This is a genomic window from Streptomyces sp. NPDC048383, from assembly GCF_040651775.1.
Classification (GTDB): domain Bacteria; phylum Actinomycetota; class Actinomycetes; order Streptomycetales; family Streptomycetaceae; genus Streptomyces.
The window spans coordinates 71,999-98,663 of sequence record NZ_JBEZKS010000019.1; the positions used below are offsets into that span (position 1 = coordinate 71,999).

General features: G+C 69.5%; 29 protein-coding genes and 3 pseudogenes. 13 read left to right on the forward strand and 19 right to left on the reverse strand.

The window, feature by feature from the left end; genetic code table 11:
* Positions 1-257 precede the first annotated feature (257 nt).
* Positions 258-692 (reverse strand): hypothetical protein, encoded by a 435-nt coding sequence (locus AB0D46_RS15950; protein WP_362877911.1) that lies wholly within the window; start codon positions 690-692, stop codon positions 258-260.
* A 214-nt stretch (positions 693-906) separates the two neighbouring features.
* Here AB0D46_RS15950 and AB0D46_RS15955 point away from each other — a divergent pair, with 214 nt between their 5' ends.
* The 3 genes from AB0D46_RS15955 (at position 907) to AB0D46_RS15965 (ending at position 2,180) form a co-directional block, all read left to right on the forward strand.
* Entirely contained in the window at positions 907-1,128 is a 222-nt protein-coding gene (locus AB0D46_RS15955; RefSeq protein WP_362877912.1) for a hypothetical protein, read from the forward strand.
* A gap of 388 nt (positions 1,129-1,516) precedes the next feature.
* Positions 1,517-1,801, forward strand: a complete 285-nt coding sequence (locus AB0D46_RS15960) for a hypothetical protein (protein WP_362877913.1) — start codon at positions 1,517-1,519, stop codon at positions 1,799-1,801.
* 43 nt (positions 1,802-1,844) lie between these two features.
* The gene (locus AB0D46_RS15965; protein WP_362877914.1) at positions 1,845-2,180 is read left to right on the forward strand and encodes a TfoX/Sxy family protein; all 336 of its coding nucleotides are present in this window, start codon (positions 1,845-1,847) and stop codon (positions 2,178-2,180) included.
* A 324-nt stretch (positions 2,181-2,504) separates the two neighbouring features.
* Here AB0D46_RS15965 and AB0D46_RS15970 read toward each other — a convergent pair whose 3' ends face one another.
* The 4 genes from AB0D46_RS15970 to AB0D46_RS15985 all read right to left on the reverse strand — a co-directional run bounded on the left by AB0D46_RS15970 (position 2,505) and on the right by AB0D46_RS15985 (position 4,565).
* The gene (locus tag AB0D46_RS15970; protein ID WP_362877915.1) at positions 2,505-2,813 is read right to left on the reverse strand and encodes a hypothetical protein; all 309 of its coding nucleotides are present in this window, start codon (positions 2,811-2,813) and stop codon (positions 2,505-2,507) included.
* 9 nt (positions 2,814-2,822) lie between these two features.
* Positions 2,823-2,972: a hypothetical protein gene (locus tag AB0D46_RS15975; protein WP_362877916.1), complete on the reverse strand. Its 150-nt coding sequence runs from the start codon at positions 2,970-2,972 to the stop codon at positions 2,823-2,825.
* Positions 2,973-3,465: 493 nt separating this feature from the next.
* A complete protein-coding gene (locus tag AB0D46_RS15980; protein WP_362877917.1) occupies positions 3,466-3,600 on the reverse strand; it encodes a hypothetical protein in 135 nt (44 codons plus the stop codon).
* A gap of 473 nt (positions 3,601-4,073) precedes the next feature.
* A complete protein-coding gene (locus AB0D46_RS15985) occupies positions 4,074-4,565 on the reverse strand; it encodes a lamin tail domain-containing protein (protein ID WP_362877918.1) in 492 nt (163 codons plus the stop codon).
* Between the two features lie 589 nt (positions 4,566-5,154).
* Between AB0D46_RS15985 and AB0D46_RS15990 the strand changes: the two genes are divergently transcribed.
* From AB0D46_RS15990 to AB0D46_RS16000, 3 genes and pseudogenes are all read left to right on the forward strand, one after another.
* Entirely contained in the window at positions 5,155-5,685 is a 531-nt protein-coding gene (locus AB0D46_RS15990; RefSeq protein ID WP_362877919.1) for a GNAT family protein, read from the forward strand.
* Positions 5,686-5,872: 187 nt separating this feature from the next.
* A pseudogene (locus AB0D46_RS15995) lies at positions 5,873-5,929 on the forward strand (hypothetical protein); the annotation flags it as partial.
* Between the two features lie 84 nt (positions 5,930-6,013).
* On the forward strand, positions 6,014-6,349 hold the full coding sequence (locus AB0D46_RS16000; RefSeq protein ID WP_362877920.1) for a transposase family protein: 336 nt from the start codon (positions 6,014-6,016) through the stop codon (positions 6,347-6,349).
* Positions 6,350-6,520: 171 nt separating this feature from the next.
* On the opposite strand, the pseudogene AB0D46_RS16005 reads toward AB0D46_RS16000, so the two are convergent.
* Together AB0D46_RS16005 and AB0D46_RS16010 are read right to left on the reverse strand one after the other, a co-directional pair.
* Positions 6,521-7,158: pseudogene (locus AB0D46_RS16005) on the reverse strand (helix-turn-helix transcriptional regulator); the annotation flags it as partial.
* Between the two features lie 504 nt (positions 7,159-7,662).
* Positions 7,663-8,730, reverse strand: coding sequence for an ABC transporter permease (locus tag AB0D46_RS16010; RefSeq protein ID WP_362877921.1), 1,068 nt, complete (start codon positions 8,728-8,730; stop codon positions 7,663-7,665).
* A gap of 79 nt (positions 8,731-8,809) precedes the next feature.
* Between AB0D46_RS16010 and AB0D46_RS16015 the strand changes: the two genes are divergently transcribed.
* Entirely contained in the window at positions 8,810-9,280 is a 471-nt protein-coding gene (locus tag AB0D46_RS16015; RefSeq protein ID WP_362877922.1) for a MarR family transcriptional regulator, read from the forward strand.
* 1,195 nt (positions 9,281-10,475) lie between these two features.
* A complete protein-coding gene (locus tag AB0D46_RS16020) occupies positions 10,476-11,213 on the forward strand; it encodes an ATP-grasp domain-containing protein (RefSeq protein WP_362877961.1) in 738 nt (245 codons plus the stop codon).
* A gap of 118 nt (positions 11,214-11,331) precedes the next feature.
* Here the strand turns inward: AB0D46_RS16020 and AB0D46_RS16025 are convergent, their stop codons facing one another.
* Genes AB0D46_RS16025 through AB0D46_RS16035 form a run of 3 tightly spaced genes read right to left on the reverse strand, consistent with a single transcriptional unit; the run spans position 11,332 to position 12,991 of the window.
* Entirely contained in the window at positions 11,332-12,057 is a 726-nt protein-coding gene (locus tag AB0D46_RS16025) for a restriction endonuclease (protein WP_362877923.1), read from the reverse strand.
* 38 nt (positions 12,058-12,095) lie between these two features.
* Positions 12,096-12,776, reverse strand: coding sequence for a restriction endonuclease (locus AB0D46_RS16030; RefSeq protein ID WP_362877924.1), 681 nt, complete (start codon positions 12,774-12,776; stop codon positions 12,096-12,098).
* The gene (locus tag AB0D46_RS16035; protein WP_362877925.1) at positions 12,776-12,991 is read right to left on the reverse strand and encodes a hypothetical protein; all 216 of its coding nucleotides are present in this window, start codon (positions 12,989-12,991) and stop codon (positions 12,776-12,778) included. Before AB0D46_RS16035 ends, AB0D46_RS16030 begins: the two co-directional genes overlap by 1 nt.
* 527 nt (positions 12,992-13,518) lie before the next feature.
* On the opposite strand from AB0D46_RS16035, the gene AB0D46_RS16040 reads away from it, so the two are divergent.
* Positions 13,519-14,085, forward strand: coding sequence for a hypothetical protein (locus tag AB0D46_RS16040; protein ID WP_362877926.1), 567 nt, complete (start codon positions 13,519-13,521; stop codon positions 14,083-14,085).
* Between the two features lie 17 nt (positions 14,086-14,102).
* Positions 14,103-14,639, forward strand: a complete 537-nt coding sequence (locus AB0D46_RS16045) for a hypothetical protein (protein WP_362877927.1) — start codon at positions 14,103-14,105, stop codon at positions 14,637-14,639.
* 162 nt (positions 14,640-14,801) lie between these two features.
* On the opposite strand, the gene AB0D46_RS16050 is transcribed toward AB0D46_RS16045, so the two are convergent.
* Positions 14,802-15,176 (reverse strand): hypothetical protein, encoded by a 375-nt coding sequence (locus AB0D46_RS16050; protein WP_362877928.1) that lies wholly within the window; start codon positions 15,174-15,176, stop codon positions 14,802-14,804.
* Positions 15,177-15,269: 93 nt separating this feature from the next.
* On the opposite strand from AB0D46_RS16050, the gene AB0D46_RS16055 reads away from it, so the two are divergent.
* Together AB0D46_RS16055 and AB0D46_RS16060 are read left to right on the forward strand one after the other, a co-directional pair.
* The gene (locus AB0D46_RS16055; protein WP_362877929.1) at positions 15,270-15,797 is read left to right on the forward strand and encodes an RICIN domain-containing protein; all 528 of its coding nucleotides are present in this window, start codon (positions 15,270-15,272) and stop codon (positions 15,795-15,797) included.
* A 216-nt stretch (positions 15,798-16,013) separates the two neighbouring features.
* The gene (locus tag AB0D46_RS16060) at positions 16,014-17,087 is read left to right on the forward strand and encodes a DUF4034 domain-containing protein (protein WP_362877930.1); all 1,074 of its coding nucleotides are present in this window, start codon (positions 16,014-16,016) and stop codon (positions 17,085-17,087) included.
* A gap of 345 nt (positions 17,088-17,432) precedes the next feature.
* Here the strand turns inward: AB0D46_RS16060 and AB0D46_RS16065 are convergent, their stop codons facing one another.
* The 4 genes from AB0D46_RS16065 to AB0D46_RS16080 form a co-directional block, all read right to left on the reverse strand.
* A complete protein-coding gene (locus AB0D46_RS16065) occupies positions 17,433-17,828 on the reverse strand; it encodes a hypothetical protein (protein ID WP_362877931.1) in 396 nt (131 codons plus the stop codon).
* A 555-nt stretch (positions 17,829-18,383) separates the two neighbouring features.
* The gene (locus tag AB0D46_RS16070) at positions 18,384-18,614 is read right to left on the reverse strand and encodes a DUF5133 domain-containing protein (RefSeq protein WP_281207236.1); all 231 of its coding nucleotides are present in this window, start codon (positions 18,612-18,614) and stop codon (positions 18,384-18,386) included.
* A 561-nt stretch (positions 18,615-19,175) separates the two neighbouring features.
* Positions 19,176-19,616: a hypothetical protein gene (locus AB0D46_RS16075; protein ID WP_319196796.1), complete on the reverse strand. Its 441-nt coding sequence runs from the start codon at positions 19,614-19,616 to the stop codon at positions 19,176-19,178.
* A 113-nt stretch (positions 19,617-19,729) separates the two neighbouring features.
* Positions 19,730-19,891 carry a hypothetical protein gene (locus tag AB0D46_RS16080; RefSeq protein ID WP_362877932.1) on the reverse strand — a complete coding sequence of 54 codons (162 nt, stop codon included), beginning with the start codon at positions 19,889-19,891 and terminating at the stop codon, positions 19,730-19,732.
* A 331-nt stretch (positions 19,892-20,222) separates the two neighbouring features.
* On the opposite strand from AB0D46_RS16080, the pseudogene AB0D46_RS16085 reads away from it, so the two are divergent.
* Positions 20,223-20,794 (forward strand): annotated as a pseudogene (locus tag AB0D46_RS16085) (transposase); the annotation flags it as partial.
* A gap of 226 nt (positions 20,795-21,020) precedes the next feature.
* Here AB0D46_RS16085 and AB0D46_RS16090 read toward each other — a convergent pair.
* The 4 genes from AB0D46_RS16090 to AB0D46_RS16105 all read right to left on the reverse strand — a co-directional run bounded on the left by AB0D46_RS16090 (position 21,021) and on the right by AB0D46_RS16105 (position 26,642).
* Positions 21,021-21,737: a DUF6585 family protein gene (locus AB0D46_RS16090; RefSeq protein ID WP_362877933.1), complete on the reverse strand. Its 717-nt coding sequence runs from the start codon at positions 21,735-21,737 to the stop codon at positions 21,021-21,023.
* A 42-nt stretch (positions 21,738-21,779) separates the two neighbouring features.
* Complete coding sequence (locus tag AB0D46_RS16095) at positions 21,780-22,730, reverse strand: hypothetical protein (RefSeq protein ID WP_362877934.1); 951 nt, start codon at positions 22,728-22,730, stop codon at positions 21,780-21,782.
* Positions 22,731-22,895: 165 nt separating this feature from the next.
* A complete protein-coding gene (locus AB0D46_RS16100; RefSeq protein WP_362877935.1) occupies positions 22,896-24,014 on the reverse strand; it encodes an alpha/beta hydrolase-fold protein in 1,119 nt (372 codons plus the stop codon).
* A gap of 177 nt (positions 24,015-24,191) precedes the next feature.
* Positions 24,192-26,642, reverse strand: a complete 2,451-nt coding sequence (locus tag AB0D46_RS16105) for a helix-turn-helix domain-containing protein (RefSeq protein WP_362877936.1) — start codon at positions 26,640-26,642, stop codon at positions 24,192-24,194.
* Between the last annotated feature and the right edge of the window lie 23 nt (positions 26,643-26,665).

Genomic DNA, 26,665 nt, shown 5'->3' on the forward strand with positions numbered 1-26,665 from the left:
GGCCCGGCACACGGCAGCAACCCCCAGGCCCGGAGAGCATGCAGGACCTGGACCGGCTGCTCACCGACAGCTCCGCCGCCTACTTCGCCCTTCGGCGTCACTGGACGGGCACTGACACACAGACCACTACAGGGAGGTGCCGGGCCGTCGGCGGCGGGGCTTCGACACACACGGAGGTTGGCCGCTCTCTCGGCGCCTGAGCAGTTCGGGTTTCGCCGCGGCGGCGTGCCTCGAAACCGGTTATCGGATCGGTGGTCTCATGCGTCCCAGAGGTTTTCCAGTGCGATCGCGGTCTGCGCGCCGGCCCGGGCCCGGGCCTCGATCTGCTGACACAGGGCATCCAGGGCAGCCGGATCCTCGGCGACATCGGCCTCCACGACCGCCCAGCCGGGCAGGCCGTCCAGGCCCGGCAGGCGGACCACCCGGTGATCGGTACGACCGGTGATCAGGACCGCCAGCAAAGTAAGATACTCGCGCTGCAGGTCCGCATCGAAGCCCGCGTCCTGCCTGCCGTCCTGGCCGTCGGGGCCCGCCAAGAGGGCGGAATGCCCCTCCGCCAGCAGGACGCACGTGGCATCGGCAGCCCGGACCACTGCCTCGAACCCTCTCGCACCGATCCGGTCCCGTAACCCTGCCAGATAGGTGTCGAGCAGATCCGGGCCCTCGCGGCCGCGCTCTTCGCCTGCGTCCATGACTACCTCCGTGCCCAACCGCCCATGACCCTACGCGTCACTACAACGACCAGACCGGGTATCGGCCAGCGGCGGCAGATACCAGTGGTTGCCTGACGAGCGCGAGCTGTGCGACCGGGCGCGCACCTCGGTGCCGGCCGTTGATGCGACGGCTGTTCTGCGCGGGGCCGCAGTGGTAACCGTGGCCGCGGCACGGCATTGTCCCGGCGTGGATATGGACGACGAAGATTTCCTCGGCGTACTCCTGGACGCCGTGACCGAGACCCGCCTGAGGCTGCTGACCAGCGACGAAGCCAGAGCGGTCACGATGCGGCTCGGCGCCCCCGAGGAGGAGGTGCGCTCCGAAGAGGTCCGCGTCGCCGCAGGCGAGATGCGTTTCCGCCTCAGCTCACGCCTCGCCCTGCCCGCCGACACCGCCGGGACCTCACCCGTCTGACCGCAGAACCCACGACCGTGCGCGCCGCGGCCCCGGCCAGAGGGCGCGGGCGGCCTCGATGCCGTCGGCAGCCAGGAACAGGGTGCGGGCCGAGGTGACGGCCAAGAGCCGGGCAAGCTGCGTGCTGGTGGGCCCGCACGATCGTCGAGTCGACGCAGACGGCGGATACCGAACCGAGTGTTCAAGTACGACGCACCGTTCGAGCAGCAGCTTCTACCGGCGGCGGAACACCGCAGCTGAGTAGAGGACGCCGGCCTCCCGCCGCAACGCGCCTCAGTCCCCGCGATCCGGGCAACCTCCGCGAGCGGCACACCGCCGCGGAGTCGGTGGCCCGCCCGTATACGACAGCGATCCGTGGTGGGTGCGTCAGGAGTATCAGCCTGTATCCGTGGCCGGACAGCTGCGAGTACTGGGCAAGGAGAAGAGGGCGCCCGGTGCGGGGACGATGTGGCGGACTGTGGTGCCGCCCGAGCAGCGGGCATTGATCGGCAGCCTCATCGACAGTGCCGAGGAGCAGCTCGTCCAACTGCGCGGCATGTGGAGCGGGCCGACGGCCGAGGTCGCCCGGCAGTTGCTGCGCGGCCTCGGTCACAGTGCCGGCCTGGTCCAGTCTGCCTGCAAAGCGGACCGCGGTAGGGGTCTGTACGGTGAACGAAACGGCTCCGCCCAGTGACCCCGATGCCCCCTCCCCAGACACCGGTAGGAGCAGTCCGACCATGGCATACGACCCGAATCTGGCCGACCGCATCCGGCAGGCGCTGTCCGGCAGTGCTGACTCCCGGGAGGTGAAAATGTTCGGCGGCCTCTCCTTCATGATCAATGGGAAGCTGGCAGCCACTGCCCATGCTCACGGCCAGTTGATGGTCCGCTGCGACCCGGACCGAGCTACAGAACTGCTGGCACGGCAAGGCGCCCACTGGCCCGAGATGCGAGGCAAACCGATGAGTCGAGGATGGGTAGTTGTTGATGCCTCTGCCCTCGCACCCGAGAGAGCCTTCCGCTCCTGGATCCAGGAAGCACTCAACTACAACAAGAACGCGCCTTCAAAATGACCGGCCCCCCGCCCCGCGCGGGGGCCCGCACTCCGCCTACCACCAGGCATGGACCAGCCACGACCGACAACTCAGGTGTCCCATGACGGGGTTGGCTGCGGGGCTCCTCTGCGGATTCCATGCCGCTGTTCGGCCAAAGATCCCTTGCCGCGTGCAGCAGGTCATCCTGCGGTCGCGGCCGGGTCACCACCGAACCGGGGCGCATCCTCCACGGCCGCGTCCGGGCGCAGGCGCACCTACCAGACGAGATGCCGGTGAACGCCGCGCCGGTCGACAGACACCGCATGCAGCCAGCGGGTCAAGTGGACCTTGCCCTGAGTGTGGTCAATAAGTCGCGAAGGCGGACAGCAGTGTGTCTGCCCGGACCTCCAGTTCGGTCGTCATGGGTCCGTTCACGCTCACGGAGACCTCCTCGCCGCCTACCGAGCGGGCAAGCCGAACCTCGACCCCGTGCGTGTCGCCGATCAAGGGGTACACGTACCAACCGCCGGCCTGCTCCTCGTCGGTCTTCACAATCGCCCGTGCCACGGTCTCCCAGTCGGTGGCCTCGAAGTCATAGCCCACGTAGTGCGACAGCAACTCCAGGAACGGCCTCAAGCTGCGTTCCAAGATCCATCCATCAACTTCGGCCATAACTTCTCCTCAGCGCTCGGCACAGGGCAGGGCCAGTAGCTCGATGCCGTCGATCTGCAAGGCGTCGAAGGCGATGAAGAACGCCGGGCTCGTCGCGGCGAGCGCGGTGGCGGTGCGGCCACGGGCGGCGGCCCGGCGCTGACGGGCTTCGAAGGACAACCGGTCGACTGCGGTGTCCCAACGGCGAGCTCGCCATCGAGGACAAAGCCGTCCGGCAACTGGGCAGCAGCCGTCACCAGTTCGGGGAATCGGTCCTGGCCAGGGAGCTGCGCCAGGTCTGCAGCAGCAGCCGGCCGCCGGGGCTGACCTGCACGAACCGTCCGCTCGGGCGCGGCAGCCATGGGGGCGATGGGGCGGCCCGAGGAGGGGTCCTGCGAGACCTGGTCCAGGTCTTCGACGGGCTCGTGGTCGTCGGCGGCGTGCGTTCGTAGGCGGGAGTGGGCATGTGGTCGGCGGCGCACGGTGTCCTCGGACCCTCCGGCCTGCGGGCAGGGTCGGCGGTCGTCCGTCCGTCCGTCCGTACGCAAATCTGCGCACGGACCGGAGCCACCGTGAAGGGAAACCCCTTGACCGCGGTCTGACGATCGCCGTCGACGACCGGTGTCCGTTTTCGCCTTGGCTGGGCCCACTTGTAGTGGGGGGCAGTGCAGGTTCAGCGGTTGGTGGTGATCCACCGTACGAGGGCTGCGTTGGTGGTGTCGTCGAGTGCGGACAGGGTGTGGATGGCTTCCAGGTCGCCGGGGAGTGGTGGGATGCCGGCGGTGGTCAGTGCCGCTTGGAGGTCCAAGCGGCGCCGGTCCAAGGGCGGCAGGCGCCAGGCGAGGCGGGGATCGGACGCAGGCCAGTGGGCGCGAGGATGCTCGTCGCCACGGTGAGGCAGTTGCCAGTCCGTGTCACCTGGGCGGCTGTGCGGCGGGGCGTCGCAGGCCGTGGGCGCGACGGTGTCTGCGCCCGGGAAGCGGTAAGCGTCGAGGTCCAGCTGAGGGACCGTGACTCCGGACGGGGAATACTGCCAGAACTCCACAAAGAACCTCCCGGGGGGCGCACGGATGTGCCGCTGCTGCTTCCAATGAGCTCGGGGCGCCGCCTGTAGTTGGCCGCCCACACGTGCCGCAGACGTGGAGTGCAGGCTGACAGGTTCGGCAGGTCAGGCGCCCGGGGCGATCGGGGCTGGGGCGCGTCGCGGCGGGTTGCCGCGGCACGCCGTTCCTGTGCCGGCTGGCAGGTCACTGTCGCCGACGGTGTGGCTGCCGGCCTGGGTCAGCCGCGGTGGTTGTCGTGGTGTCCGTGGTGGCCGCGGCGGCCCCAGGTCTCGGTGTCGATGACGTTGCCGCGGTCGTCGCGGAGGGTGGCGGTGTCGCGCTCGTCCCAGATCTGGTGTCGGCGGTCCTGGTAAACGTCACGGTCGGTGTCGCGGCCCTGGCCGGTGTGGACCTTGACGCTGGAGCGGCCGTCCAGACGGAGGTGGTCGAAGCGGTAGCGGTTGCCCTCGCGGTCGGAGAGGGTGAAGCCGCGCAGGTTGACGGCGTGGCGGCCGGTGTTCTTCACCTCGACCCATTCGCGGTTGAGGGCGCGGTTGTCGTGGCCGCGGCTGTCGTCCTGGATGTCGCCGATGACGATCGAGGAGTGCTGGCCGCGGTGGCCGCGCCGGTCGTCGTCGTGGGCGGCGGCCGGGATGGCGGCCGCGCCGATCAGTCCGCCGGCGGCCAGGACCGAGGCGAGGAGACGGCGAGTGGCGGGAGAAGCAGACATGCAGATGACTCCTTACAACAGGTAGCCCCGCCCGGCCTCGTGCAAACCGGGCGGGGGTTCCCGGCGTCCTTGCCGAGGAGCCACACTCTGGCCCGCGGCCGCCATCAACCGCCACAACTCAGAACTCACGTTGCCCAATGCGGACATGTCCGTAACTCTCCCTTGCAGGATGCAAGCGTCAAGATCCGGTTGACGCGGACGAGGCGGGGGCGGGGGCCACCCGTCCAATGTCGGAGCAAGGATGTTTAGGCCACATAAGCAGTTCATTCGCGCCAGGCCGTGTGCTGTGCGCCGAATGAGTGCAGGGCTCTGTAACAGGCGCTCCTGCCGCTTCTTCGCACTCAGTCACGCACCGCCGCTCTGATTCGTCCACCGAGTGATTCTGACGCCCATCTGGTGGTGCACGAAGGGGACCGGGCCGTCAGGGGCTTACGGCTCGGTCCGCGATTGATGGTGGGTGTAGCTCCGTCTCGGGGGCAGCTGATCTGGGGTGTTGCGACGAACGTTGACCAGCCCGGGTGTTGTGGTGGCGGTGCTCGATCGGGATATTCGCTGGTCGCCGCTCGTTGATGGTGGTCATACTGCCGCGATGGATCCAGTGACTCTCGAGACCGACCGTCTGCTGCTGCGGGCCTTCACACCTGCCGACGTGGATGCGGTGTACGAAGCCTGCCAGGACGAAGACATCCAGCTCTACACCCCGGTGCCGGTGCCGTACCGTCGTGCGGACGCGGAGAAGCTCGTCGGCGAGGAGCTGCCCGCCCAGTGGTCCGAGGACAAGGACTACACCCTCGGCGCGTTCCGCAAGGACACCGGCGCCCTGGTCGGCTCGTACTGCCTGACCCTCATCAGCCGCGGCGTCTGGGAGCTCGGTTACTGGGCGGTCAAAGATCAGCGCGGACGCGGGTACTCGGTTGAGGCCGCTGGGGCCCTGTGCGACTGGGGCTGGGCCACGCTCGACGTGCACCGCATCGAGTGGTGGGCCATGGCCGGGAACACCCGTTCGCGTGCCGTCGCCGAGAAGCTCGGCTTCACCGTCGAAGGGATACTGCGCAATCGCAGCATCGCCAACGATGGCAAGCCACACGACTGGTGGGTGGGCGGACTTCTGAGGCCCTGATGCTCGGGCCGATGCTTCGCCGGCTGCGTTTGCCCTTCTGCAGGGAAGTTCCCAGCCCGGACAATTCCAGCTGAAGAGCCACACCCATTGATCATGGACGGGCAGCCGTGACGGTGCCGAGCGGCAGCGGGAGGCCGGTGCCGGCCCGAAGCACGACCTGGTCTTCACCGACCGCCCGCTCGTCACACTGGTCCACCTACGCACCGGACTCCCGCACGCCGCGCTCGCCGAGCTGTACGGCAGCGCCCGCTCCAAGATCTCCCGCGCCTTCGGGGAGATCCGCCCGCTGCTGGCCATGCGTGGCTTCGCAGTGCCCGACCCCTCCGGCGTGCGACTTCGGACCCTGGCGGACGTGTTCGCCTACGCCGAGGCCGCGGGGGTCCGGTTGCGGATCGACGGCGCCGAGACCCAGGTTCGCCGCCCGAAGGCAGGCAGGCCCGGACGGCGGGCCTTCGTCTCCGGCAAGAAGAAGCAGAACACCATCAAGACCACCACCATCAGCGACGACCAGGGCCGTCTGCTGTGGTCGGACGCGGACCGCCCAGGCCGCATGCACGACCAGACCGCGATGCGCACCGAGGGTATCGCCGAGCAGTCCCGGCTCCACGAAGGTGACGGCCGAAGTCGACGAGGGGTACCGGGGGCTGGCCAACGAGTTCCCTGACCAAATCAGCGCCCCTCCGAAGAAGTCGAAGGGCGACGCGCCGCTCGGCGAGCAGTATGCCTGGCGGGAGATGCGCCGACGGCAGTCCTCGCAGCGGATCTGCGTCGAGCACGCCAACGCCGAATTGCGGCAGTGGTGCCCGCTCCAGCTCTACACCGGCCCCTCCGCCGGGAAGTGGAGGATGGAGAACTGTCCCGAGATGCCCGGGTGGGCTCCCACGTCGTGCGGGAGGACCTGCACGGTGATGTGCGGCTGGCGGCGAGGTGGTTCAGGTGCTCAAGCTGTTCGCGCGTGATCTCGGGGTTGCCGACAATGCGGCGCAGTGCCGATTCGTCCAGCACGATCCATAAGCGCAAAGGGCGTGCCGGGTGGTGGGCGCGGTGCTGTCGGCGCAGCCGTACTTCAAGGCGCGTGGCGATCTGTTCAGGGGTGGCCAGCGGGATCGTTTCCTCGATGACGGCTCGGGCGTAGGCGGGGGTTTGCAGCAGGCCGGGGATGACCAGGGGCTCGTAGGAGCGGATCGAGGAGGCTTCCGCCTCCAGGCCGACGTAGACGGCATACGGGATGTCGCCGCAGGCGACCCACCAGCCCTGCCGGTTCGATTCCGTGGCCATCCGCATCAACGAGTCGACGACCTGCGGGTCGGTGACGCCGTATAGGCCGCACAGGTCCCGCACATCACGGGGCTTGATGGCGCGGCGGTCGTTCTCCAGGTGACTGATCTTGGGCTGCGAAATCAACAGTTGCTCGGCCACCTGCGTATTCGTCAGGCCACGGGCCAGGCACAGCCGGCGCAGCTCCGCGCCCAGCCGACGTCTTCTGACAGTGGGGTTTGCGTTCGCCGCCGCGGGCGGTCCACCTCCGGCTCGGGACCATCTACCAGCCGTGGACAAACCACGGCCGGGCCCGGGCGAACGCACCCTGCGGTACCGAACCCTGCTGGCGAGTGTCACGTGGCGCAAACCGGTCTGCGTGCACAGCGTGAGCAGAATTCACCCAGACGCCGCGCCCTTCCGCCTACCTGCCACAACAGAGCAGCAGTTCAACGCTAGCCGGACAGAGAAACTGCAGGTACTTCCGGTGGCATCCGCCTCATCACGCGCGGCCTGCGGCCTCCGCCCGCGGAATCCGGCCATGCGCTGCGCACGGTGAGGCCGAAGTGGGTGACGCACGCCCGGCGCGCCCCACCGATCGGCATGAAGGATGGGAGGATCCTTGGCGGCGCGCATCCCGGAACACTTCGAGGCCGACCCAGCAAGCCCCGCGAACTTCGGCAGATCGCGGGGCCGGCGAGGTCAGGCGGCGGGCACCCCTCAGGCGGTGCGCAGCCGGGGCTTGGGAGCGCTGCTGCGGGTATCGCGCAGGTAGAGCAGGGCCACGCAGGCGATGATCCACGCGGCCAGCACGGCGAGGCCGGACCATAGGCCATCATCGTGGAAGTAGGACATCCCCTGGAGAGCGCGCACCCCCGCGCCGACGGGCAGCACGCCGGACAGCGGATGCAGCCAGTCGGGCAGGTAGAAGGGGGGCATGACGCCGCCGCTGGTGGCGTTGCCGAAGATCAGCAGGATCACCGAGGCGATGGCGGCGCCCGCGGATCCGGTCCATTTCACGATCGCCATGGTCGCGCCTCCCGCTGCCATGGCCATCAGGGCGGTGACCGCGGCCGTGCCGGCGAAGGAGCCGGGGAGGGCGCCGAAACCGGTGTCGCCGGCGAGGAGGGCGACGATGATGCCGCCGAGGGCGCCGAAGAGGGTCAGGCTGGCGATGCGCTGGCGAAAGCGCAGAACGGGCGCGGCCTGGTAGGTCATCATGCCGAAGAGGTAGCCGGCCAGGACCAGGCCGAAGGCCGCGTAGAAGACCGACAGGCCGCGGGTGTCGCCGGCGGACACCGGCAGGATGTCCTCGCCGGCCGGGGGCGGGCCGTCCTGCGCTGCGGCTTGGGTGAAGGCGGCGGTCAGGGTGCCGGTCACGGAGGGGCCGTTGGCGCCGGCGTAGAGCAGCTTGCCGCTGCCCTGGCCGTGGTCGGGGAGGTGGGCGGCGTAGACCTCGCGGTGCTCGACCGCCTCGCGGGCCGCAGCTTCGTCGCCGTAGGGCCGGACCTCGAAGCCGCCGGGCAGGGCCCGCTCCAGGGCGGCTTCCAGGCGGTGCGCCTCGGTGGCGGTGCCGACGGCCGCGATGGGGAGGTCGTGCGGGCGGGGAGCGTGGAAGGCGGCGAGGTAGACGCTCACGAAGATCGTCCCGATGGCGAGCACCACGGCGACGGGCAGCAGGACGCCCTTCAGGCCGGAGCGAGGATGCGGTTCGGGGGCGGGGTCGGGTATGTCCCTGGGGTTGGCCGGTAGGGCGTCAGCGAGGTGGAGGGAGGTGGGGGGTGGCATGAAGGGAACCGTCCACGAGTTGTAAGGTGCCTGATAACCGAAGCAGTAAAACATAAGTTGCCTTACAAGTGGGGTCCATGTGAGCGAGCAGCCCGTCCACACCGGCTATCTGGCCTGGCACTTCGCCCAAGCCATGGCCAGCCGCCTGGAGAGAGAACTGCGCACTCTCGACCTGAACCTCGCGCAGTACAACGCCCTCCAGCGGGCCGATCGCCAGCCGGGGATCTCCAGCGCCGACGCCGCCCGTCACGCCGGCGTCACCGCCCAGTCCATGGGCTCTGCCGTGGCCAGCCTCACCGACCGCGGGCTGCTCACCCGCTCGCCCCACCCCACCAACCGCCGCATCCTGTGCCTGCACAGCACTCCCGACGGCTCCCGCCTCCTGGGGCGGGCACGAGATGTGGTCCGCCGGGTCAATGAGGAGGCACTGGCGGTTTTGGAGCCCCAGGAACGGGCCTCGGTGCATCACCTCCTCCACCGTCTGGTCGCCCATCTCAACCCTGGCGCCCTGCCCCCCACCGCCGGTCCCACGGCAACGCCCGACCCGTGAGACCAGCCGCCGTACCCACCGGCGGCGTCCGCGCGGGGGGACCGAGGGCCGCCCCGGGCGCACGCGCGGGGGCGGCCCGGTTCTCGTCATACTTCAGCGCTACGCAGCAGAGCAGCTCTGCAGGGTGACGCCGACCACGGCCGCTCATCCCTAACGTCGGTTGAGACGCCCTCCCGACACCTCAGACCATGGACGCCACTCCCGGCCTGCCACCGCCGTACCCAGTGACGGCCGGCCTCACTCGATACAGGTGAACGTGAACGACGAGGCACCCGCAGACCGGCTCCGAGAAGTGAGCGCCCTCCGAATGGGTGCGCGCTCCTTGTTGCAGGACCTGCTGAGGCTCGGTCCGACCCGCTGCCGCCCCTGCGTCGGCCCCGTCGGCTCGACCGGCGCCCCCACAGATGCGTTGGTGTCGTTCAGGAGTGACCCCAGCGCCTGGCGCCCTCACGGTCGCGTTCCCCGACGGCGGTTGGCCGATGCCCGGGGCCAGCGCCGCTTGGGACTCAAGGCCCCTGGATGTTGGCTCACCGGACGTCAGCTGATCACCGTCGAGGTGAAGCCGGCGGCCGCGCTCTTTTTCGAGGTCTCGCAGGACCGGGTAACGGGTAGCGATCCGTCGGCTTCAGGCCCCATTAGGTGTCGATTCGCGAAGGAGGCTTGCCCACGACCCCTGACCTGCGGTTATGGAAGATCATCGACTTTGGGGGACCCACCTCCGGTCACCCTTCCGGTCCCCCGCCTAGAGCACCTCTCCAAGGAACTGTGGAGCCCCCTCCGGTGCAACCCCCGAACGGCGCGCCGCCGGCGAGGCTTGCCCGGACCCGTCGGCGCATCGGTGAGTCGACCGGCGAACTCACCGGTTTCCTAGTCACCACTACAGAACCGGTGGGTTTCATTACCGCAGGTCAGGGCTCGTTGAGGACCTGAATCTCACCGATCGCCAGACTCATGCTGCTCTCGCGGGTGGTTGTCCTCTGACAGGCGGTCTTGACCGTTTGCCAAGTGGTCTTGGTCGAGGCCGGGCTTTTGCCACTTGATCTGGAACTACGCCCTGCTGCTCCCTGGCCCGCCCGGGGTCTGCGGCGGAGGAATCTCGGCTGCGGTGGTGGGCGTGGTGGGACTAGCGTGGCGGTTTTGCGGAGCGCGGGAGGGATTTGCGGTGCTGGTCATGCCTGGGCGGCGGACGTCGACGATGGAACTGCTGGCTGTCGAGGCGGCGGGCCGAGGGATGCCGGTCAGGGCCGCGGAGGAGTCCGGCCTGGCAGGCCCCGCGCACTGGTACGGCGGGCCGGTCGCGGGCGCGCGGCTGGCAGGTCAGCTCGGCTTCGCGTTGCTCGAGCCGGCGGACGGCTGGCTCGCCGAGCTGCCGGAGGAGTTCACCGGCCGCCGGGTCCGGGCGGGGACCATCGCGGACGCATGGGCGCTCGACCAGCCGACGTTCGTCAAGCCGCCGCGTGACAAGTCGTTCCCGGCCGATGTCTACAGCGACGGCTCCCGGCTGTCCTCCGCCCTGGACCCGGCGACCCCTGTGCTGATGTCCGACGTGGTGACCTTCGCGGCCGAGTACCGGCTGTTCCTACTGGACGGCCGGATCGCTGCGGCGAGCCGGTACGCGGTGTTCGGCCGGCTCGATCCCCGCCCGCTCGGTACGGACCGTGCGGACCGGGCCACCGCGGCGGAGATCTCGGAGTTCGCCGACCGGCTGGCCGCCGCAGCCGGGCACACGCTGCCGAATGCCGTCGTCGTGGACATCGGGAAACTGCTCGACCCGTACCGCCCGGGCCACCGCTGGGCCGTGGTGGAGGCCAACATGGCGTGGTTCTCGCACGCCTACGCCGCCGAACCGGCGCGGGTGCTTGACGTGGTCCTGCGGGCGGCGGGCCCGCGCGAGCACATGCGGCCGCAAGATCTGGCGTTCGTACGGCACTGATCCGCACCGCGTGCGCGAACGGGGGGCTCAGGCGCTCTCCGACAGGGACGTACCCCCGCTCCTTCCTGATGAGCTTGGGGGATGCGGCCCTCCGGGGAGCGGTGCGGGGGCCTGTGGGTCACTGGGTCGTGCTCGGGATGCCCAAAACGTCGTACAGGTGCCGGCCGTGAGCCCATTGCTTCAGTTCTGGACGGCCCATGAGGATGAGGTCGTGGTGCGCGGCGAAGTCGATCGCGGGCTGGGTGACGCCGTTGAGTCCGATCATGATTGGGACATCGGCTCCATGGTGGAGGCGGGCCGTTCCGTTGAACTTCTGCAGGTGGCCCGAGCCGACCGGCGCCTTGTGCTGCTTGCATTGCAAGATCAGGAGCCGGTCGTCGTGGTCGCGGGCGCTGACGTCCACACCGAGGTCGCCACCGCCTCCCACCCGCCGTGAGCCGCAAAACCCGTCACGGGCCAGAAGGTCGGCGCACGCCTGCTCGAAGCCCGTCGCGCTCATCGCGGCGAGCTGCTTCATCTTGAAGGTCAGCACATCAGGGTCCACCGCATCGTCGGGCGCCGCGGAGACGTACTCCTCGTCCTCGTGGCCGATGTAGGCGTAGGTGCCGGCGCCGAACAGGAAGGCCAGCAGTTTGGCGAGGAGGATGAGCGTAGTCAGTGCACCGGCGGTGATGAATCCGGTCCACCAGGGGTGATCGGCGATCAGGCCCCACAAGTCCACGGTGATCCACCGGCTGACGTCTTGCGTGAGCCACTCCCACAGCATTTTGCCGGTGGCCAGCGCGAGAACGGCGTACAACAGGAACTTCAGCAGCGGGTCGAGGGAGCCGTCTTCGTCGAACACCGCACCTCCGGATGCGTTGGCGATGGCAGGTGCGTCGGTCAGGCAGCCCGCCTGAAACGGCCGCGGCGGGCGCGTGCGGACAGTCCGAGGAGCTCGTGCAGCGCGGTGCCGGTCTCCGCCCAACGCCGGAGGTCGTCCCGGTCGACCCAGTGGACGCCGTGCTGGTCACCCCAGGCCATGGCGTCACGGGTGAAGGTGCCGTTGGTGACGACGACGGCGTAGTCGGCTCGATGCGCCGGGCCGGCCGTCCCCTTCACGGCGTACATCACCGACGACGTCACCTTGGCGCCCACGCGTGTGTGCTTGGCCTGCAGGACGATACGGCCGCGGTGGATGTGGTCACCGATCACGTCAGCGGACTGATCACCGCCACCACCTACCCGGCGCGCCGGCCAGCTGTCACGCACCAACAGATCCCGCAGCGCGTACTCGAACTGGCGGTCGTCCATGGCATCGAACTCCGCCAGAGTGATCCGCAGCGCAGCCAGCCGCTCAGCGTCCCGCCGTCGACCGGCCGCGGCACGTGCGACCCTCCATGCGCCGGCGGTTCCCGCCAGCAGGACGAGAGCCAAAAGGAACGGCCAAGTCTCTTTGAGTGCCCCGACCGTCGCGGCGGCAGTCCGCACGGCCAGAACCAGGACGGCCAGTGCCACGACAGCGGCCGAGAGGGCCTCGGCCGGACCGCGCGGGCGACGAAGGCGCAGCCGCTTGCGTCCCATCAGCGGTCGGCCGGAGCGGAGATGGCCGGCTGCGGCTGCGCGGGCGGCGTCGTATGGCTGGTCGCCTCTCCGAACCCGACCACCTGCCCCCATAACCACACGCCGGCCGCAAGGCCGGCGATCATCCAGCCGCTCATCCGTTTCGCGCTTCCCGGCCTCGGATTACGGCGGATGTGTCCGCGTACCCGGTGGAACCCGTCCGGCACCTTAGACATGGCGTCCCCTCCCCTCGGCGAGCCGCAAACACAGCCCGTCCCTCACATGGTGTAGCAGCGCGCACTGACAGAAGCTGATGGATCATCACGAAATCGGGTCGAGCCGGGACACCATCCAGCCAGACCCGGCACACCGTCCAGCGGCCCCATCGCCCTGGACGTCTTGGCCGCCGACCTGGGCAGACATGATTGCGGGCACCTGCGCGAACTCCGCTGCCCAACCGACCCAAGATCCTGCGTGCCTCACCCCGCGGGCGCCCTCACCTGCTGAGAACGCTCGCGACCGACTCAGGCATGCCGCGACGGTGAATGGCGAAAAGCAGCAGAGCGCACGCCGTGCTGTTGTGCGCCGGTGGCGCCCCCCTGGGCTGCTGTTCCTCACGGGCGATCACCCGTGGCGCCCATACCGTGTCCGATACCGCGGGGAGCCGGTGACGTGCGACATCTCCCCCCACCGAAAGACAAACTGCCCTCGGCGACCTGGCGAAACGATCGTTCACTCCGACCGGTGCCCTACCGTGAATCGGATGAAGCGTCTCATCGCGGCGTTAACCTCCGCGACCGCCCTGCTCCTGGCGACTCCACCCCCAGCGGCGGCCGCCGTGAACCCGGCGCCCTGCATCGCGAAGTCCGGCTCGGAGGCGACGGAGACTCGGGAGGACTCGTCCGTCGACGACGGGGAGATTCGGTACACGGCGTCCTCGAAGTACGGCGACGCGATCCAGTACGCCGTCAAGGCCTGGCAGTACTCGCGCTCGAAGATCAAGGTCCTGCCGGACTCGGCGACGACCGTGAACGATCTTCACTTCTCGGACTACAGCGAGAACCGGAACACATCGGCGAACTGGACGCGAAACGCGGCGATCGGCGCGACGGACCACATCAGATTCAACACGGCCCGGATGGGCCAGTGGAGCAGGACGACACAGCGGTGGATCGCCGTGCACGAGCTGGGGCACGCCCTCGGCTTATGTCACAAGAGCAACGGTGGAGCCAGCTACGTGAAGTCGGTCATGTGGACCGATCCGATCGAAGCCGGCTTCGCTGATCCTCAGGACGTCGACAAGGCCAACTACCGGAAGTTGTGGGGCTGATGCGCGCAAGGGTATGGGTGATCGGCGGGCTCGCCGCTGCCGTGACGATCGGCGCGGGAAGCTGGTACGTGGTCTCGGCGCAGGGCGACGGTGAGGTACACGCGGTGTGTGACCTCGACACGTCGACCGATGCGAAGCTGGCGGCGGCCGCGTACGGCATCGCGATCGTGGAGCCGTTGGCGGCCGGGGAGTTCAGGGCCGGGGATGGGGGCAGTGCCACCCTTGTCTCGCACGTGAAGGTAGTCGAGGCGGTGAAGGGCTCGTACCCGGCGGCGCTGCGCCTCACGCAGGCCTTGGAGGACGGTGCCAGGCCCGGGGCTCACAAGGTTCGTGACGGGGCCCGGAACGTGCTGCTGGAGCCCGGCAGGCAGTACGTGAGCGTGATCCTGGCGGGGGACACGATGGCGAACCCCGGCACCGAGGCGTGGTCGTCGTACACGCAGCCGGTGAAGCGCGGAAGGGACGGCGAGGTGTCGTACTGGAAGCAGGCCACGGCGGCCAGCCCGGACAGTGCCCAGCGGTCCCCGTGCGTGGACACCTACGTGTCGCAATAGCCGCCAGCCCCTCCTCCCTGTCAGGAGGATCGCCACCGGTGTCCGGCCCCGGGCCGCCGCGCCACTCGCCTGCCCCGCCGCGATCTTCCAACACGGGGATTGGGCCGGGGTGCGCACTCGGCAGTTCTCACCGCAGGCCCTTCAAGGCCACGGCAGATGCGCTCAACACGCCGGCCTGCGCCAGGCGTAGGCCAGCTCGAACAGCGACCGGTACGGTTCGCGCACCGCCAGCCCGAGGGGCCCCCGCCGGACCAGACCCCACGCCGCCAGCGCGGAGAACACCTCCGGCCCCGCGGTGAGCAGTCGCTCGTCGCCGGCGCCCACGGTGGCCAGTAGCCGCAGCGCGTGCCGGTCCCGGCCCCCGGATCGCGGCCGCTCGCGGTCGAGGCGCCCGAGCACCTCCTCGGTCACCGCGTCGGCAACGGCTCCGGGCGCATCGGCGGGGGCTCCGGGCGCATCGGCGGGGGTGCCGGCGAGGAACTCGCGGGCGGCAAGGGCGGCCGGCAACGGGTACCCGCCCGCGAGGCGCACCGCCAACGCCACCGCTTCCTCGACCTCCAGACCGGCCGCCCTGACGAGGTCCTCGATGCCCTCGGCCGGCCACGGCTTCAGCGGTACGACGGAGGGCGAGTGCCGGTGAACGAGGGCTACCAGACCGCCCGTTGCGCCCGCTCGGCCGGTCCGGCCGCCAACCCGATCGGCGGCAACGGCTACTACCAGGTGCTCGTCGAGATCTACTGCAGCGTGCCGCCGCCCCCGGGCTCCGGCCAGATCACCGGGGTCCACTCCGGCAAGTGCGTCGACGTCAAGGGCGGCAGCCTCAAGGACGGCGCCCCCATCCAGCTGTACCAGTGCAACGGCACCGATGCCCAGGCCTGGCGGCTGGAGAGCGACGGCACCGTGCGCGCCCTCGGCCGCTGCATGGACGTCCAGTACGCCAAAACGGAGAACGGTTCCCACATCGGGCTCAACACCTGCCACCAGGGTCTGAACCAGAAGTGGGAACTCCTGCCGGACGGCCTGCTGCGCAGCGTCCACTCGGGCAAGTGCCTGGACGCCCTCGGCTGGGCCACCGGCAACGGCACCCGCCTCGGCATCTGGGACTGCGCCCCGCAGCACACCAACCAGCAGTGGCGCGGCGCCCCCCTGGGCACCTGATCCCCACGCACCACCACCCGTCCCGCCTCCGTACGGCCCCCGGTACCCGGCCCCGTACGGAGGCGGGACGCGACAACGGCCTATCGAGCCCCGCGCGCTGCCCCCCATGGCCCGCGGACGTCGAAGAGGATCAGGTGGCTCCAGGACCGAAAACGAGTCCGGTACTTTGCCGCAGCGTGCGCTTACCGTGACCCTGACCAGGGATGATGACCCGTTGTGCTCACCAACATCATCTCTGCCGTCGGTCTGGCCACCCTTCTCTGGGCGCTCGTCCACACCACCCGCCTCGTCGTCCGCAACCGTAGGGCTCGGCACTTCGACGCCTCCGCCTACGGCCTCGTCCCCCGCGAGCAGCTCGACGGCCGGCGCTCCGGCCCGCCCCGGGACGAGCCCGCGCTGCGCCTCGCCGTCGACGCCGCCCTCAACGGCGAGTGGGAACCCGCGGCCGGACTCCTCGCGGACACCGCTGAACACCAGGACTGGGCGGAGCGCTGGCGGCTCGTCGAGGTGTTCGCGGATGTGGCCGTGGAGGATGAGCGCTGGCTGCGCGTCTGGCGTGCCAAGCGGCCGCAGGACGCCGACGCCGTCGTCGTACACGCCCACGCCCTGCTGCTCCGTGCCTGGGCGGCGCGCGGCGAGAAGGACATCAAGCAGACCTCCGCTGCGCAGGTCGCCATGTTCGGCGAGCTGCTGCCGACCGCCATGTACGCCGCCCACGAGGCGGCCAGGCTGGCACCCGGCGACCCCTCACCGTGGGTCACGATGATCGCCGCCGCGCGCGGCCTGGGCCTCTCCCACGACGAGTTCCGTCAGCTGTGGAGCGAGCTCACGAGCCGTGCGCCGCAGCACTACGACGCGCATTGGCAGGCCCTCCAGTACTGGTGCGCGAAGTGGTACGGCTCCCACCAGCTGATGTTCAAGTTCGCCAAGCAGGCGGCGACGTCGGCTCCGGCCGGGAGCCTGACGTCGGGCATCTACCTGCATGCCGTGCACGAGGCAGCCCTCCAGGACGGCGAGGCGGCCTACCGCACCTGGGCCACCAAGCCCATGCTCGCTCGTATTCGGGCCGACCTGGCGCAGGCCGACCCGGAGGACCGGCGGCTTCCCGCGATACGACACCTGTACGCCGCCGTGCTCGTGAAGACGGGCCGGTACGCGGAGGCTCTGACGCAGTTCCGGCTCATCGGCGGGTGGTGCGGAGCGGCACCCTGGACCGACGCACAGGATGCCGTGGCAGCGTTCGACCACGCCCGCGGCCTGGCGGCCCTCCACTCGGGCCGCCCCCAGTAGTGCCTCGGCGACAGCGGTACCACGGTGTGGTGCTCATGCGTCCGGCAGACAGAGCCGGACCTCGGGGAAGGTGAGGCCTTGCTCGTTGGTCACCGCGCCACCGCTGCTGCGGGCGACGGGTTCGGGGCGGCGTGCCAGGGCAGGAGGGCGCGAGCGACGGCGGCGAGAAGGGCAGCGGCCGGCGGGCTGACGGCGGAGGTGCCGGAAGCACTGTCCTGCGTGCCGCACTCCGGGAGACGGCACGTATTCTCCCGGGATGCGCATAGGAAGATCGTTCGCTCTACTCGGGGCAACAGCCCTGCTGGTCGGTGCCTGCACAGCGCCCGACGCCGTGGAAGTCGCACGTCAGCCGCAACCCGGCATCGCCGAGCTCAGCACCGGCGAGCTCCAGAGCCGGTGGTGGAGCTGGGCGGCCTCCAGCCCGGAGGACTCCAATCCGGTGACCGACCCCGACGGCAGCTTCTGCGCACAGAACCAGCCCACCGACGCCTGGTTCCTCGCGGGCACCTTCGGCGGCAGGGCCGAGCGGCGCTGCTCGATCCCGGCGGAACGCCCGGTGGTCTTCCCGTTGCTCAACTTCACCGGGACGAAGGCCGAGTGCTCGGCTCGGCTGGCCGAGGCGAAGGGCACCGTCAGGCTCGGCACGGCCGAGGTCGCCGTGGAACGGATCGAGCCCACCCCCATCCGGATCACCGGGGTCGAGGGCAACCCCGTGACCGGGCAGGCGGGTTCGCTAGCCACTCACGGCTGCGGACTGTGGCCGGCTGGGGCCGGTCCCCGCGGGGACGGCCTCCCTGACCATCGAGGGCTCTGCGGGATCGTTCTCCCTCTCCGTGATCTACAACCTCCAGGTCGCGTAAGCGGCGGGGGCCCGCGAACACCACTCCCGGCGATCGGCTCCGGCCGGCGGGCGGCCCTCGCGGACGAATGGCCCGTGAGCGGCCCGTGAGCGGCCCCGCCGCGACGGCTACGGGCACGGAGTCACCCCGGAGTTCGGCGAGCAGCAAGAAGGCCCCGGTCTCCATGAAGGAGACCGGGGCCTTGATCGAGCGCTGGGCAGGCCTTGCACCTGCATTCCCCCACGGGAAGTGGGATGTCTTTCCTTGGACCACCAACGCCGGACCCGACAACCCTTGTTCAGGGTAGCGAGCTCAAGATCCAGTCTACCGCAGGGCGGACCGGGGCCGGCACCCGCTCCGCCGACGAAGTGGCCCCTCCCAACACCGAACCCGACCGGGAATCCCACAACGGCCCGCTCTCATGAGGGCAGGCGTGGGAGCCGGGGACTCCAACGGGTCAGTGAGGAGCGAGCACGGAGTCGTCGAGGATGCCCGCCCCCGGCAGCTGATGACGCGCGGCGATCAGAGCCGCGTGGATGTCCCCGGTGCCGGTGGCCACGCACAGGGCCCGTTCGACGGCCTCGATCTCCCGGCGCACGGGCGAGCCCTCCTCCGCGGCATCGAGCACGGCCAGCGCCCAGTAGCGGTCGACGAGTCCGGGAAGTACGGCCGGGTGAGCCATCAACATGAGCAGTAACCTTTCGCCGGCGGTTCATCAGGTCGCCACCGCCTACCCGGCCGATCACCGTTGAACCCCCAGCGCCCGGACGCCCGGTCACCCGACAACGTCCCCACCCGGTTTCCATCACCGGCGGCGCTCCCGGCAGCACCGATGACCTCACGGTGGTTGCCGCGATCCTGCATGCCTGGCGTGACGGCGCGTCCATCGCCGAACCGCGAAGTGAGTGGACGTTGCTCGCGGATACCCCGTTGGACGCGGCACCTCCTGGAAGGGTGGTGTCGACCGCTTGGCGGCTGACCCTGGAACGCTCGCCGTTGATCGTCGCGGGTTCTCGGCACCGACCTCCTCCTGCGGCTACCCCCCCCCCGGGAAGAGGAGTCATCCTCCGGAATGCCCGCACACGGTGCCCGGCCTCTGCCAAGGGGCCGGTCGACGGTTCTCACGTCCCCGGTCGCACCTGAGGTACCCGCTGAGGGCGAGCGTCACGGCAGCGGTTCGGCCGGGCTTCGCAGCGTCGGGTGGTCCGGTGGGCGGCGTCTCGACCGAGTGTGTGCGGGTGGTCCCCGGTCAGCGGCGGCCGGCTGCCAGGGTGACGAGGAACTGGCCGCCGCCCGGCTCGATGGCGGCGGTCACCGGCATGCCCGGTACCAGTCGGGAGAACCGGTCCACCAGCCAATCCGCCGCCTCCTGGGCGTCCTTCCTGGTCGGGCAACGGCCCACCATCTCACGACCCCCCTTTCGCTCCAGCCTGTCGGCAACGGCGATCAGCGGCGCGGGTTCGACCACGTACAGGCGCTCCGGCCAAGCGATGACCGCCTTGACCGCGCCCTTGCGGGTATTGCACCCGCGGTGCGCGAGCCGCTCGGCGACCTTGGCCTTCCGGTCCGTGGTCCGGCTGTCGACACTGGGCCCCCGCGGGTCGTTCACCGACTCGTCGGGATCGACCGGTTCGTCGCACACCCAGCACCGCCAGCCGTCGCGCTCGGCCACATCATCAAGGAGACTCATCCGAGCAACCTAGCTTGCCCCGGCCGCCACCCACGCACCAGGGCACCCATCAAAGCGGACCAAGCCCAACAAAAAGCCCGGCTCATCGGGCAGTTTCTGTGTGCGCCCTCAGGTCAGCGCAGGCCGTCCGTGTCGTCGGTCTCTTCGCCGACTAGGAGTGGCTGATGGTCGTCCTCCGGGGGCTCGCCATAGATGACCGCGGAGACCGCCGTGTCGTATGCCTCGTTGAGGCCGTTCCCGCTTGTGCCGAGTATGTTTTCCCAGTCAATTCCCATACCTACGATCCTATCTGCACCGCCCGACAGTCTCCACGATGCGGGACACTGCGGCTGCACGGCCTGGAGCTACATCTGATCGACGGATCCATGGGCCCGTGGCCAGCCGAAGGTCAACCAGGACAATGTGCTTCTCGACGCCGCTGTCACGCCGTCCGCGCCGGCACCATCGACCTGCGCGCCGTGCACGGTTCACCGGTGGGGCGCATTGATGGCGTCCATCCCGTACGTGCGGGAATCAGCGGTCCATCACCGCCTTCCGAAACCGCCGGACCCCGTCTGTCCCGTACGTGCGGGAATCAGCGGAACATCCTGGCGGACGAACAAAGCCGTCGCGGCCACCGCGCTCGAGGCCGCAGAGTCCCAGCACACCGCCGTTGCCGGGGAGAAGGTCGCCGCCGCGGTGGTGGCGAAACTGGCGAAGGCGGTGATGGCCATCGATGAGGAGATCGCCGAAACCGATGCCCTGATCGAGGGCCGGTTTTACGACCACCCACACGCGAGGTCATCCTGAGCATGCCCGGAGTCGACCCCGTCCTGGGCGCGGAGTTCATCGCGCACACCGGTAGCGACATGAGCATTCTCGGCACACCCGACCGTCTCGCCGGTGTCGCCGGCCTGGCCCCCGTCCCCAAGGATTCCGGCCGCATCAGCGGCAACATGCGCCGACCACGACGCTACTGCCGACGCCTCATGCGCGTCATCTACATGTCCGCTATGGTCGCCGCCGGATGCTGTCCCGTCCCGAAGACGTTCTACGAGCGCAAACGAACCGAAGGAAAGAGCCACAAGCAGGCGGTCATCGCTCTCGCGCGCCGTCGCTTGAACGTCCTATGGGCCTTCATACGCGACGGCCGCACCTTCGAGACAGCCGCACCATCAAGCTCCCTCTCGCTGGGCTGAAACGCTCACTGCAAGTCACCAGCCGGGCTTGACAACTCCATTGGGAATCGTTTGGTAGCCCATGACCATGGGTTTCAGGGCGAGGCTGTCGTGGAAGAACGGTGCACGAACCGCTCATGCAAAGCCTTCAGTTCACCAGCCCACAATCGGGCATCCCCACGTTCTCCACCCATGGCCTGACCAACGACCGACCTGCCCAACCGTCACGGCAAGCACCTTTGCAGTACTAGCCCTTGACGGGGCTCAGGGTGCGGCAGAGTCGCAGGAAGAGTTCGACGTTGGGGATCTGACACAGCTGCGCGTAGTCCGGGCCCTTGCGATGGGGGTCTGCACGGATTCCGCGCTCGGGGTTGAAGAACACCGCGCCGTCTCGGACCTTGATCACGGTGATGTCCGACCAGGGCGTCTCCGCCCGCCCGCGGCGGGTCTGACCGGTGATCCCGGCCCGGCCGGCCTCGTACGGTCCGAAGTTCACGCTCTCGCCGCGTTCGAGGCGGGCAAGGACTTCCGGCAGTTGTGTCTGCGCCACGGCATTCTGGATGTGGGGCCCCCAGTCGAGGGGATAAGGAAACGGGGCGCCGTGCGTCAATTCGGTGATACCCGCCGTCTCCCTTTCCTTCCGCAGCAGGGGAAAGCCGCCAATACCTATGGCCAGAGCAGCTCCCGCGGGATCAATGAGCACGTACTTGGCGTCGGCCTGACCGCCATTGATGGTTCGGAGGTACTGCACGACCCGCATGCTCTTCCAGTCATAGGCAACCTGTATACCGGTCGGCGCGGTCACGACCACCCCGCCCGCGTAGATGTACAGACGCCACTCCCGCCACCTGCGCGCCGTCCACCCCTGCTTCGTAGCGAACGTCTGCCGCCACTGACCCAGACCATGATTCGTCGCGAGCTCGGCTGCGACAGCGGACGGCTGCTCCGTGAAGAACTCTTCCACTCCCATACTTCTCTCCCTCATCTCCCATCCACCAACGGCGTGTCAGACCCTGTGGCGGGCCGTGTTGTAGAGCTTGGCGGTCAGCGCGGCGACCTCGTCCTGCGAGGCGCCCTGGCCACCGGTCATTGGCTGCGCCAACTGGAGCACGTTGGCCCCGGCGACGGTGGAGTAATCGGACCAGGCGCAGACCGGGATCTGGTAGTCCCGGTCAACGCTCTTCGCGCTTCCGTCGCCCTTGGCCCGGGTGACCTTCACATCCTGGCATTTCATCAGCGCGCCTTCGAAGCCGGCGGGCTTCACCACTCTGGCCTTTCCGACGAGCCGCATCTCGACCCCCTGCCTCTTCCCGTCGCCCTTTGGGCCCTTCTTGTCGACGTTGGCGAAGTAGTGGTCGAGCGCCATGGCGGGGTCGGCGATTTCGCCGTAGAGGCCATCGAAGATGAGCCGCCTGCCGCCCACGGTCGCCGGGTCCTCGGGGTCGGTGCTGGGTGCGTTGTAGATGCCGGACATGGCTCGGGCGTTGTTCACTCCGAGAACCTGGGCCCCCTTCTTCTGCTCGGCATTCAGCTCGCCGGGGGCGCTGCCCGGACTCGACTTCTCGTAGGCGTCCACCGACTCCGGGGCGATGAGCTTGTAGCCCTTGGTACTGCCCGAGATTCCACTGGTGCCCACGCCCGCACCGGGACCGTGACCGTCGCCCTCGCCCTCGCCCTGGCCGCCGAGCGCGAAGTAGGCGCCGCCCGCGATCACGGCCAGGGCGACGACCATTCCGATGATGATCAGGCCCGTCTTCTTCTCTGGAGTCGGCGGCGGGGGCCCGAACCCACCCGGGGCGCCGTCGTACGGGGGCTGCCGGCCGTAGGGGTCGGGTTGCTGGGGCAGGCTCCAGCTCTGCCCGCCGTACTGCTGCCCGGAGGGGCCGGGCTGGCCGTACGGTCCGGGCTGGGGCTGCGGCGATTGCTGACCGTACGGTCCGGGCTGGTCGTGGCTCATACGTGCTGTCCCCTGTCCTCACTCGCCCACAGTCGACCTGCGACTTCCGGAGCTGCTGCGTTCGTCGAAATGGTGTGAAAGCTGTCCCAGGACCCTTCGGCGTGCGTCATGCTGATCAAGGTGTCCCCCTCCGCTCGCCAGTACGGTGATCTTCGACCCGGACGGTCAGCCCGCCGCGGCGAAGGCGGCTTCGAGGCGCGGGACGTAGTCGGCGAAGGCTGGGGCCCAGCAGCCGTAGTTGTGGCCGCCGTTGCAGCTCGGGGCCAGGGACGCGCCGTTGCCGTAGTTGACGAGGCGGCTGGGAATACCCAGCTGGTCCAGGCGGGCCTTGACGGTGTTGGAGGCCGCAGCGGTGTTGACGTCGATGAGGTCGTTGTTGCCGGTGTAGAGCGTGATGCCGGTGTTGGAGAGTTTGGCGAGGTTGACCGGCGCGGCCGGATCGACCGCCTTCCAGACGCGGTCGGCGTCGAAGACCGGGTACGGGGAGCCGAAGATCGCGTCGCTGTCCACATAGGGTCCGTGGCCGGGGCAGTCGCCAGAGTTGGATCCGGAGCCGGACGAGGTGCTCGCCGCGCACCAAGCGCCCGCGAGGTTGAGCTCGGTTGCCAGGACGGCCCCGCGGACCTCCCACATGCCGAAGTCGATGCCCCCCGACAGGGCGGCCGTGTGGCCGAACAGGTCGGGTCGGGCCTGGGCGTAGTGCAGGGAGCCGTAGCCGCCCATGGACAGTCCGACGACGGCGCGGTGGGCGCGGTCGGCGCGCGTACGGAGATTGGCGTCGATGAACGGGACGACCTGGGTGAGGTGGAAGGTCTCCCAGTTCGCCTTCCCCTCGGCGGTGTTCTGCATCAGCCAGTCCGCGTACCAGCCCTTCATTCCCCCGTCCGGCACCACGGTGATCATCGACTCCGAGTGCAGCGCCGGCGCGGCGGCGACATCGTTCACGTTGCCGCCGCCGCCGTGCAGGAAGTACGTGACCGGCCACTGGCGGCCGGGGTCGGCCTCGTATGCGGTGGGCAGCAGGATGCGGATCCTGTGCTTCCCGGAGAGCTGCGGGGTGGTGACGGTGAGGGTGAAGTCAGTGGGGCTGTTCACCTGCGTGTCCTCGGGGACCAGCGTCAGACCGTAGCCGTTGTTGAAGGCGGGGACTTCGGCGGGAACCGAGGGGCTGGAGACGGTGACCGCCGGCGTGGTGCTCGGTGCTGCGGCGTGAGCGGCGCCGATGCCTGTCAGGGCGGTGAGCACGAGGGCCGCGCTCAGTGGGGTGAGGCGCCGGGATGTCATGGGAAGACCCTTCGTCGAGGAGGCTCGCGGCGCGGTGAGCCGCCGCGAGCCGGACATCCCGATGTTGCTCTCCCGAACCGCCCGGTCAACAGGCCAAGCCACCGGCCATTGGTGACCGGCGTCCGGGAAGCCCCGGTCCGTGCCGGTCCCGAGGCTCCCGCATCCACGTTCCCGTCGTCACGAAGTGCTGGTCGAAGGGGGTGGGAACGTGGCCGGTGCGAAGTCCCGGTGCCGGCGGCGGAACGTGCGTCCGAGGTGGTGCTGCAGCCGGACGTGGCGGAACTGGTACACGGCTCCGGTCTGGCGCAGCGCCCCCCGGTGGTAGGCATCGTCCAGGAACGCGGCGGGGTCCCAGGGGAGTCGGCCGACCAGGGGCAGCCAGACACGTGCCAGCACGATCCAATGCCCCCAAGCCGTGAAGGCGAGTACATAGGAGGCCGCGCCGCCCAGGCCACCGACCGCGCCGATGAACAGGCTGTCCTGGACTCCCCAGTTGAGTGGTCCCACGGTGCCCTGAAGCAGATGGACGATCAGGTACCCGCCGAAGGCGATGGCCAGGGTGAACGCCGGAGCCAGGATGAGGAACTGCCGGCCTGCCGTCGTCCGGTTCGAGGACAGCAAACTGAGCGGCGTGGCCGCCGCGGTGACGTCCACGGGTACTTCGAGTGCCGCCATGAGCCCGAAGACGAGACCGGCGGCCGAGCCGAAGGTCAGCCCGAGGACCAGCATGTTGATCAGGGTGCCTTCGACTGTGCGCGGGTCGGTGACGGATGTCCCCGCGGCCAGCGCGCGTCCGAGGGTGAGAGCGCAGGCGCATCCGATGCCCATGAAGGTTCCGCCGATCAGACCCTGTGCGAACCGAGCGGTGAAGGTGCGCAGGGGCCGGCGGCCCAAGCTCCCGTGCGCGGCGCGCAATGTCAGCCGGATGCGGGCCGGTTCGAACGCCGCTCCGCCGCCGGACCTGTCCGCCATCGCGTAGACGACTCCGAAGGCGAGGCCTGCGGCGGGTCCCATGAGACTTCCTTGCAGAAGGAGTTCGCCGATGGAGAGCGGGGTGAGCAGTAGTCCGCCCAGCCATTGGGCCAGGGTGATGTTCACGGCGGTGGCCAGGACGAAGACCATCGTGCGCGTCGAACGGGACAGCGAATCGCCGAGTTGCCACCACGCGAGGTCTTGGCGCTCGCGGTCGAGGCGGACCAGGTGGTGGGCGAGGTAGCCGAGCCAGCGTTCGGCCCGAGCCGGGTCCGCGTACGGCGCCCTGGGCTGTCGACCGGCAGCGTCCCGTTCCGGGGCGCGGCGTCGGTAGACCGCAGGCACGAAACCCGCCAGCAGGTGTTCGTCCAGGCTCTTTACGGACGGGAACCGGGTGGCGTCCAGGAGTTCGGCGGGGTCCCGGTCGGGCGCCTCGCTGTACAGCGTGCGGGCGAGGATGACCATGAGTGGGGTGGTCAGCACCGCGGCGAGGTTCGTGTGTGCCGGGCTCTGGCGCGTGCGCAGTTCCGTGAGGACCGCGTCCCATGTCGAGCGGGGCACATCAGTGCGGTTGGCGGCGCTCGCGTCGGACGGGACGGCGCGGGAGGTGCGGGGCAGGTAATCGGCGAGGTCCTCCAGGGTGAGGTCGGTGAGCTCGATGCCCCCCGCCCAGACGAGCGGCGCGTGCGCCGCCCGGACCGCTTCGGCGTACTCGTCGCGCCGACTGGTGAGGACGAGGGGTGAGGACGTCGCGTTGAGCGCGTCCAGGGCCTCGCGCCGCAAGCCTTCGGCTATCTCGTCGAATCCGTCCAGGACCGGCAGGATGAGGTCGGCGTCGACCAGCGCGGCGGCCAGAGTCGCCCCGCCGGAGCTGCGGCGGTCCAGGTGCGGGTGGTCGCGCAGCAGTCGGCCGATCAGCCAGTCCCGCAGTGCGGTCGTCGACGGGTCCCAGGAGCCGATGCTGAAGAGGACCGGCACACGGCGGTGCGGGGCCGGGGTTTCCAGGAGGTCCAGGACGAGCCTGATCGTGAGGATGGACTTGCCCGAGCCGGCCCGGCCGAGGATCACCAGTCGGCCGGAAGGGATCCGGAGGTAGACCTCGGCCATGCTCCGCAGGTCGCCGTCCAGATCCACCTCTCGCGCAGTCTCACCCGGCCCGAGGCGCTGGATGTTCTCCGCCAGGTCTGTCAGAACGGCGGGCGCCGGCTCCCACCGGACGGGCAGGGGGAACGGGTCGTGGACGCGGCGTTGCGCCTCCTCGCGGCGCCAGCGGCGCCGGACCTCCGTCGCCAATTCTTGCGCGGCGTCGGCGAGCGCGTCATGGACGGGCGGCCACGCGGGTGGGACGGGCGCGGGTGCCGGAAGTCCGGGGCCGTGGGCACCTGCGTCGTGGGCACCGGCGTCGTGGGCACCGGCGTCGTGGCTTGCCGTGGAGGAGCCGGTGAGAGAAGCCGCCAGGCGCAGGCGGTTTCCTTCTTCCAGGCCGAGCGCGTCCGCCAGCAGATTCACCGTTCCCATCCGGTGGTTCGTGGATCCGCCGCTCTCCAGGCGGCGAATGGTGCGCACGCTGACCCCGGACCGTTCGGCCACCTCCTCCTGCGTCAGGTTCGCTTCATCGCGCAGCTTGCGTAACAGCGTGCCGAGCTCCTCTGCCATCCAGCATCTCCCCTGATCCACCA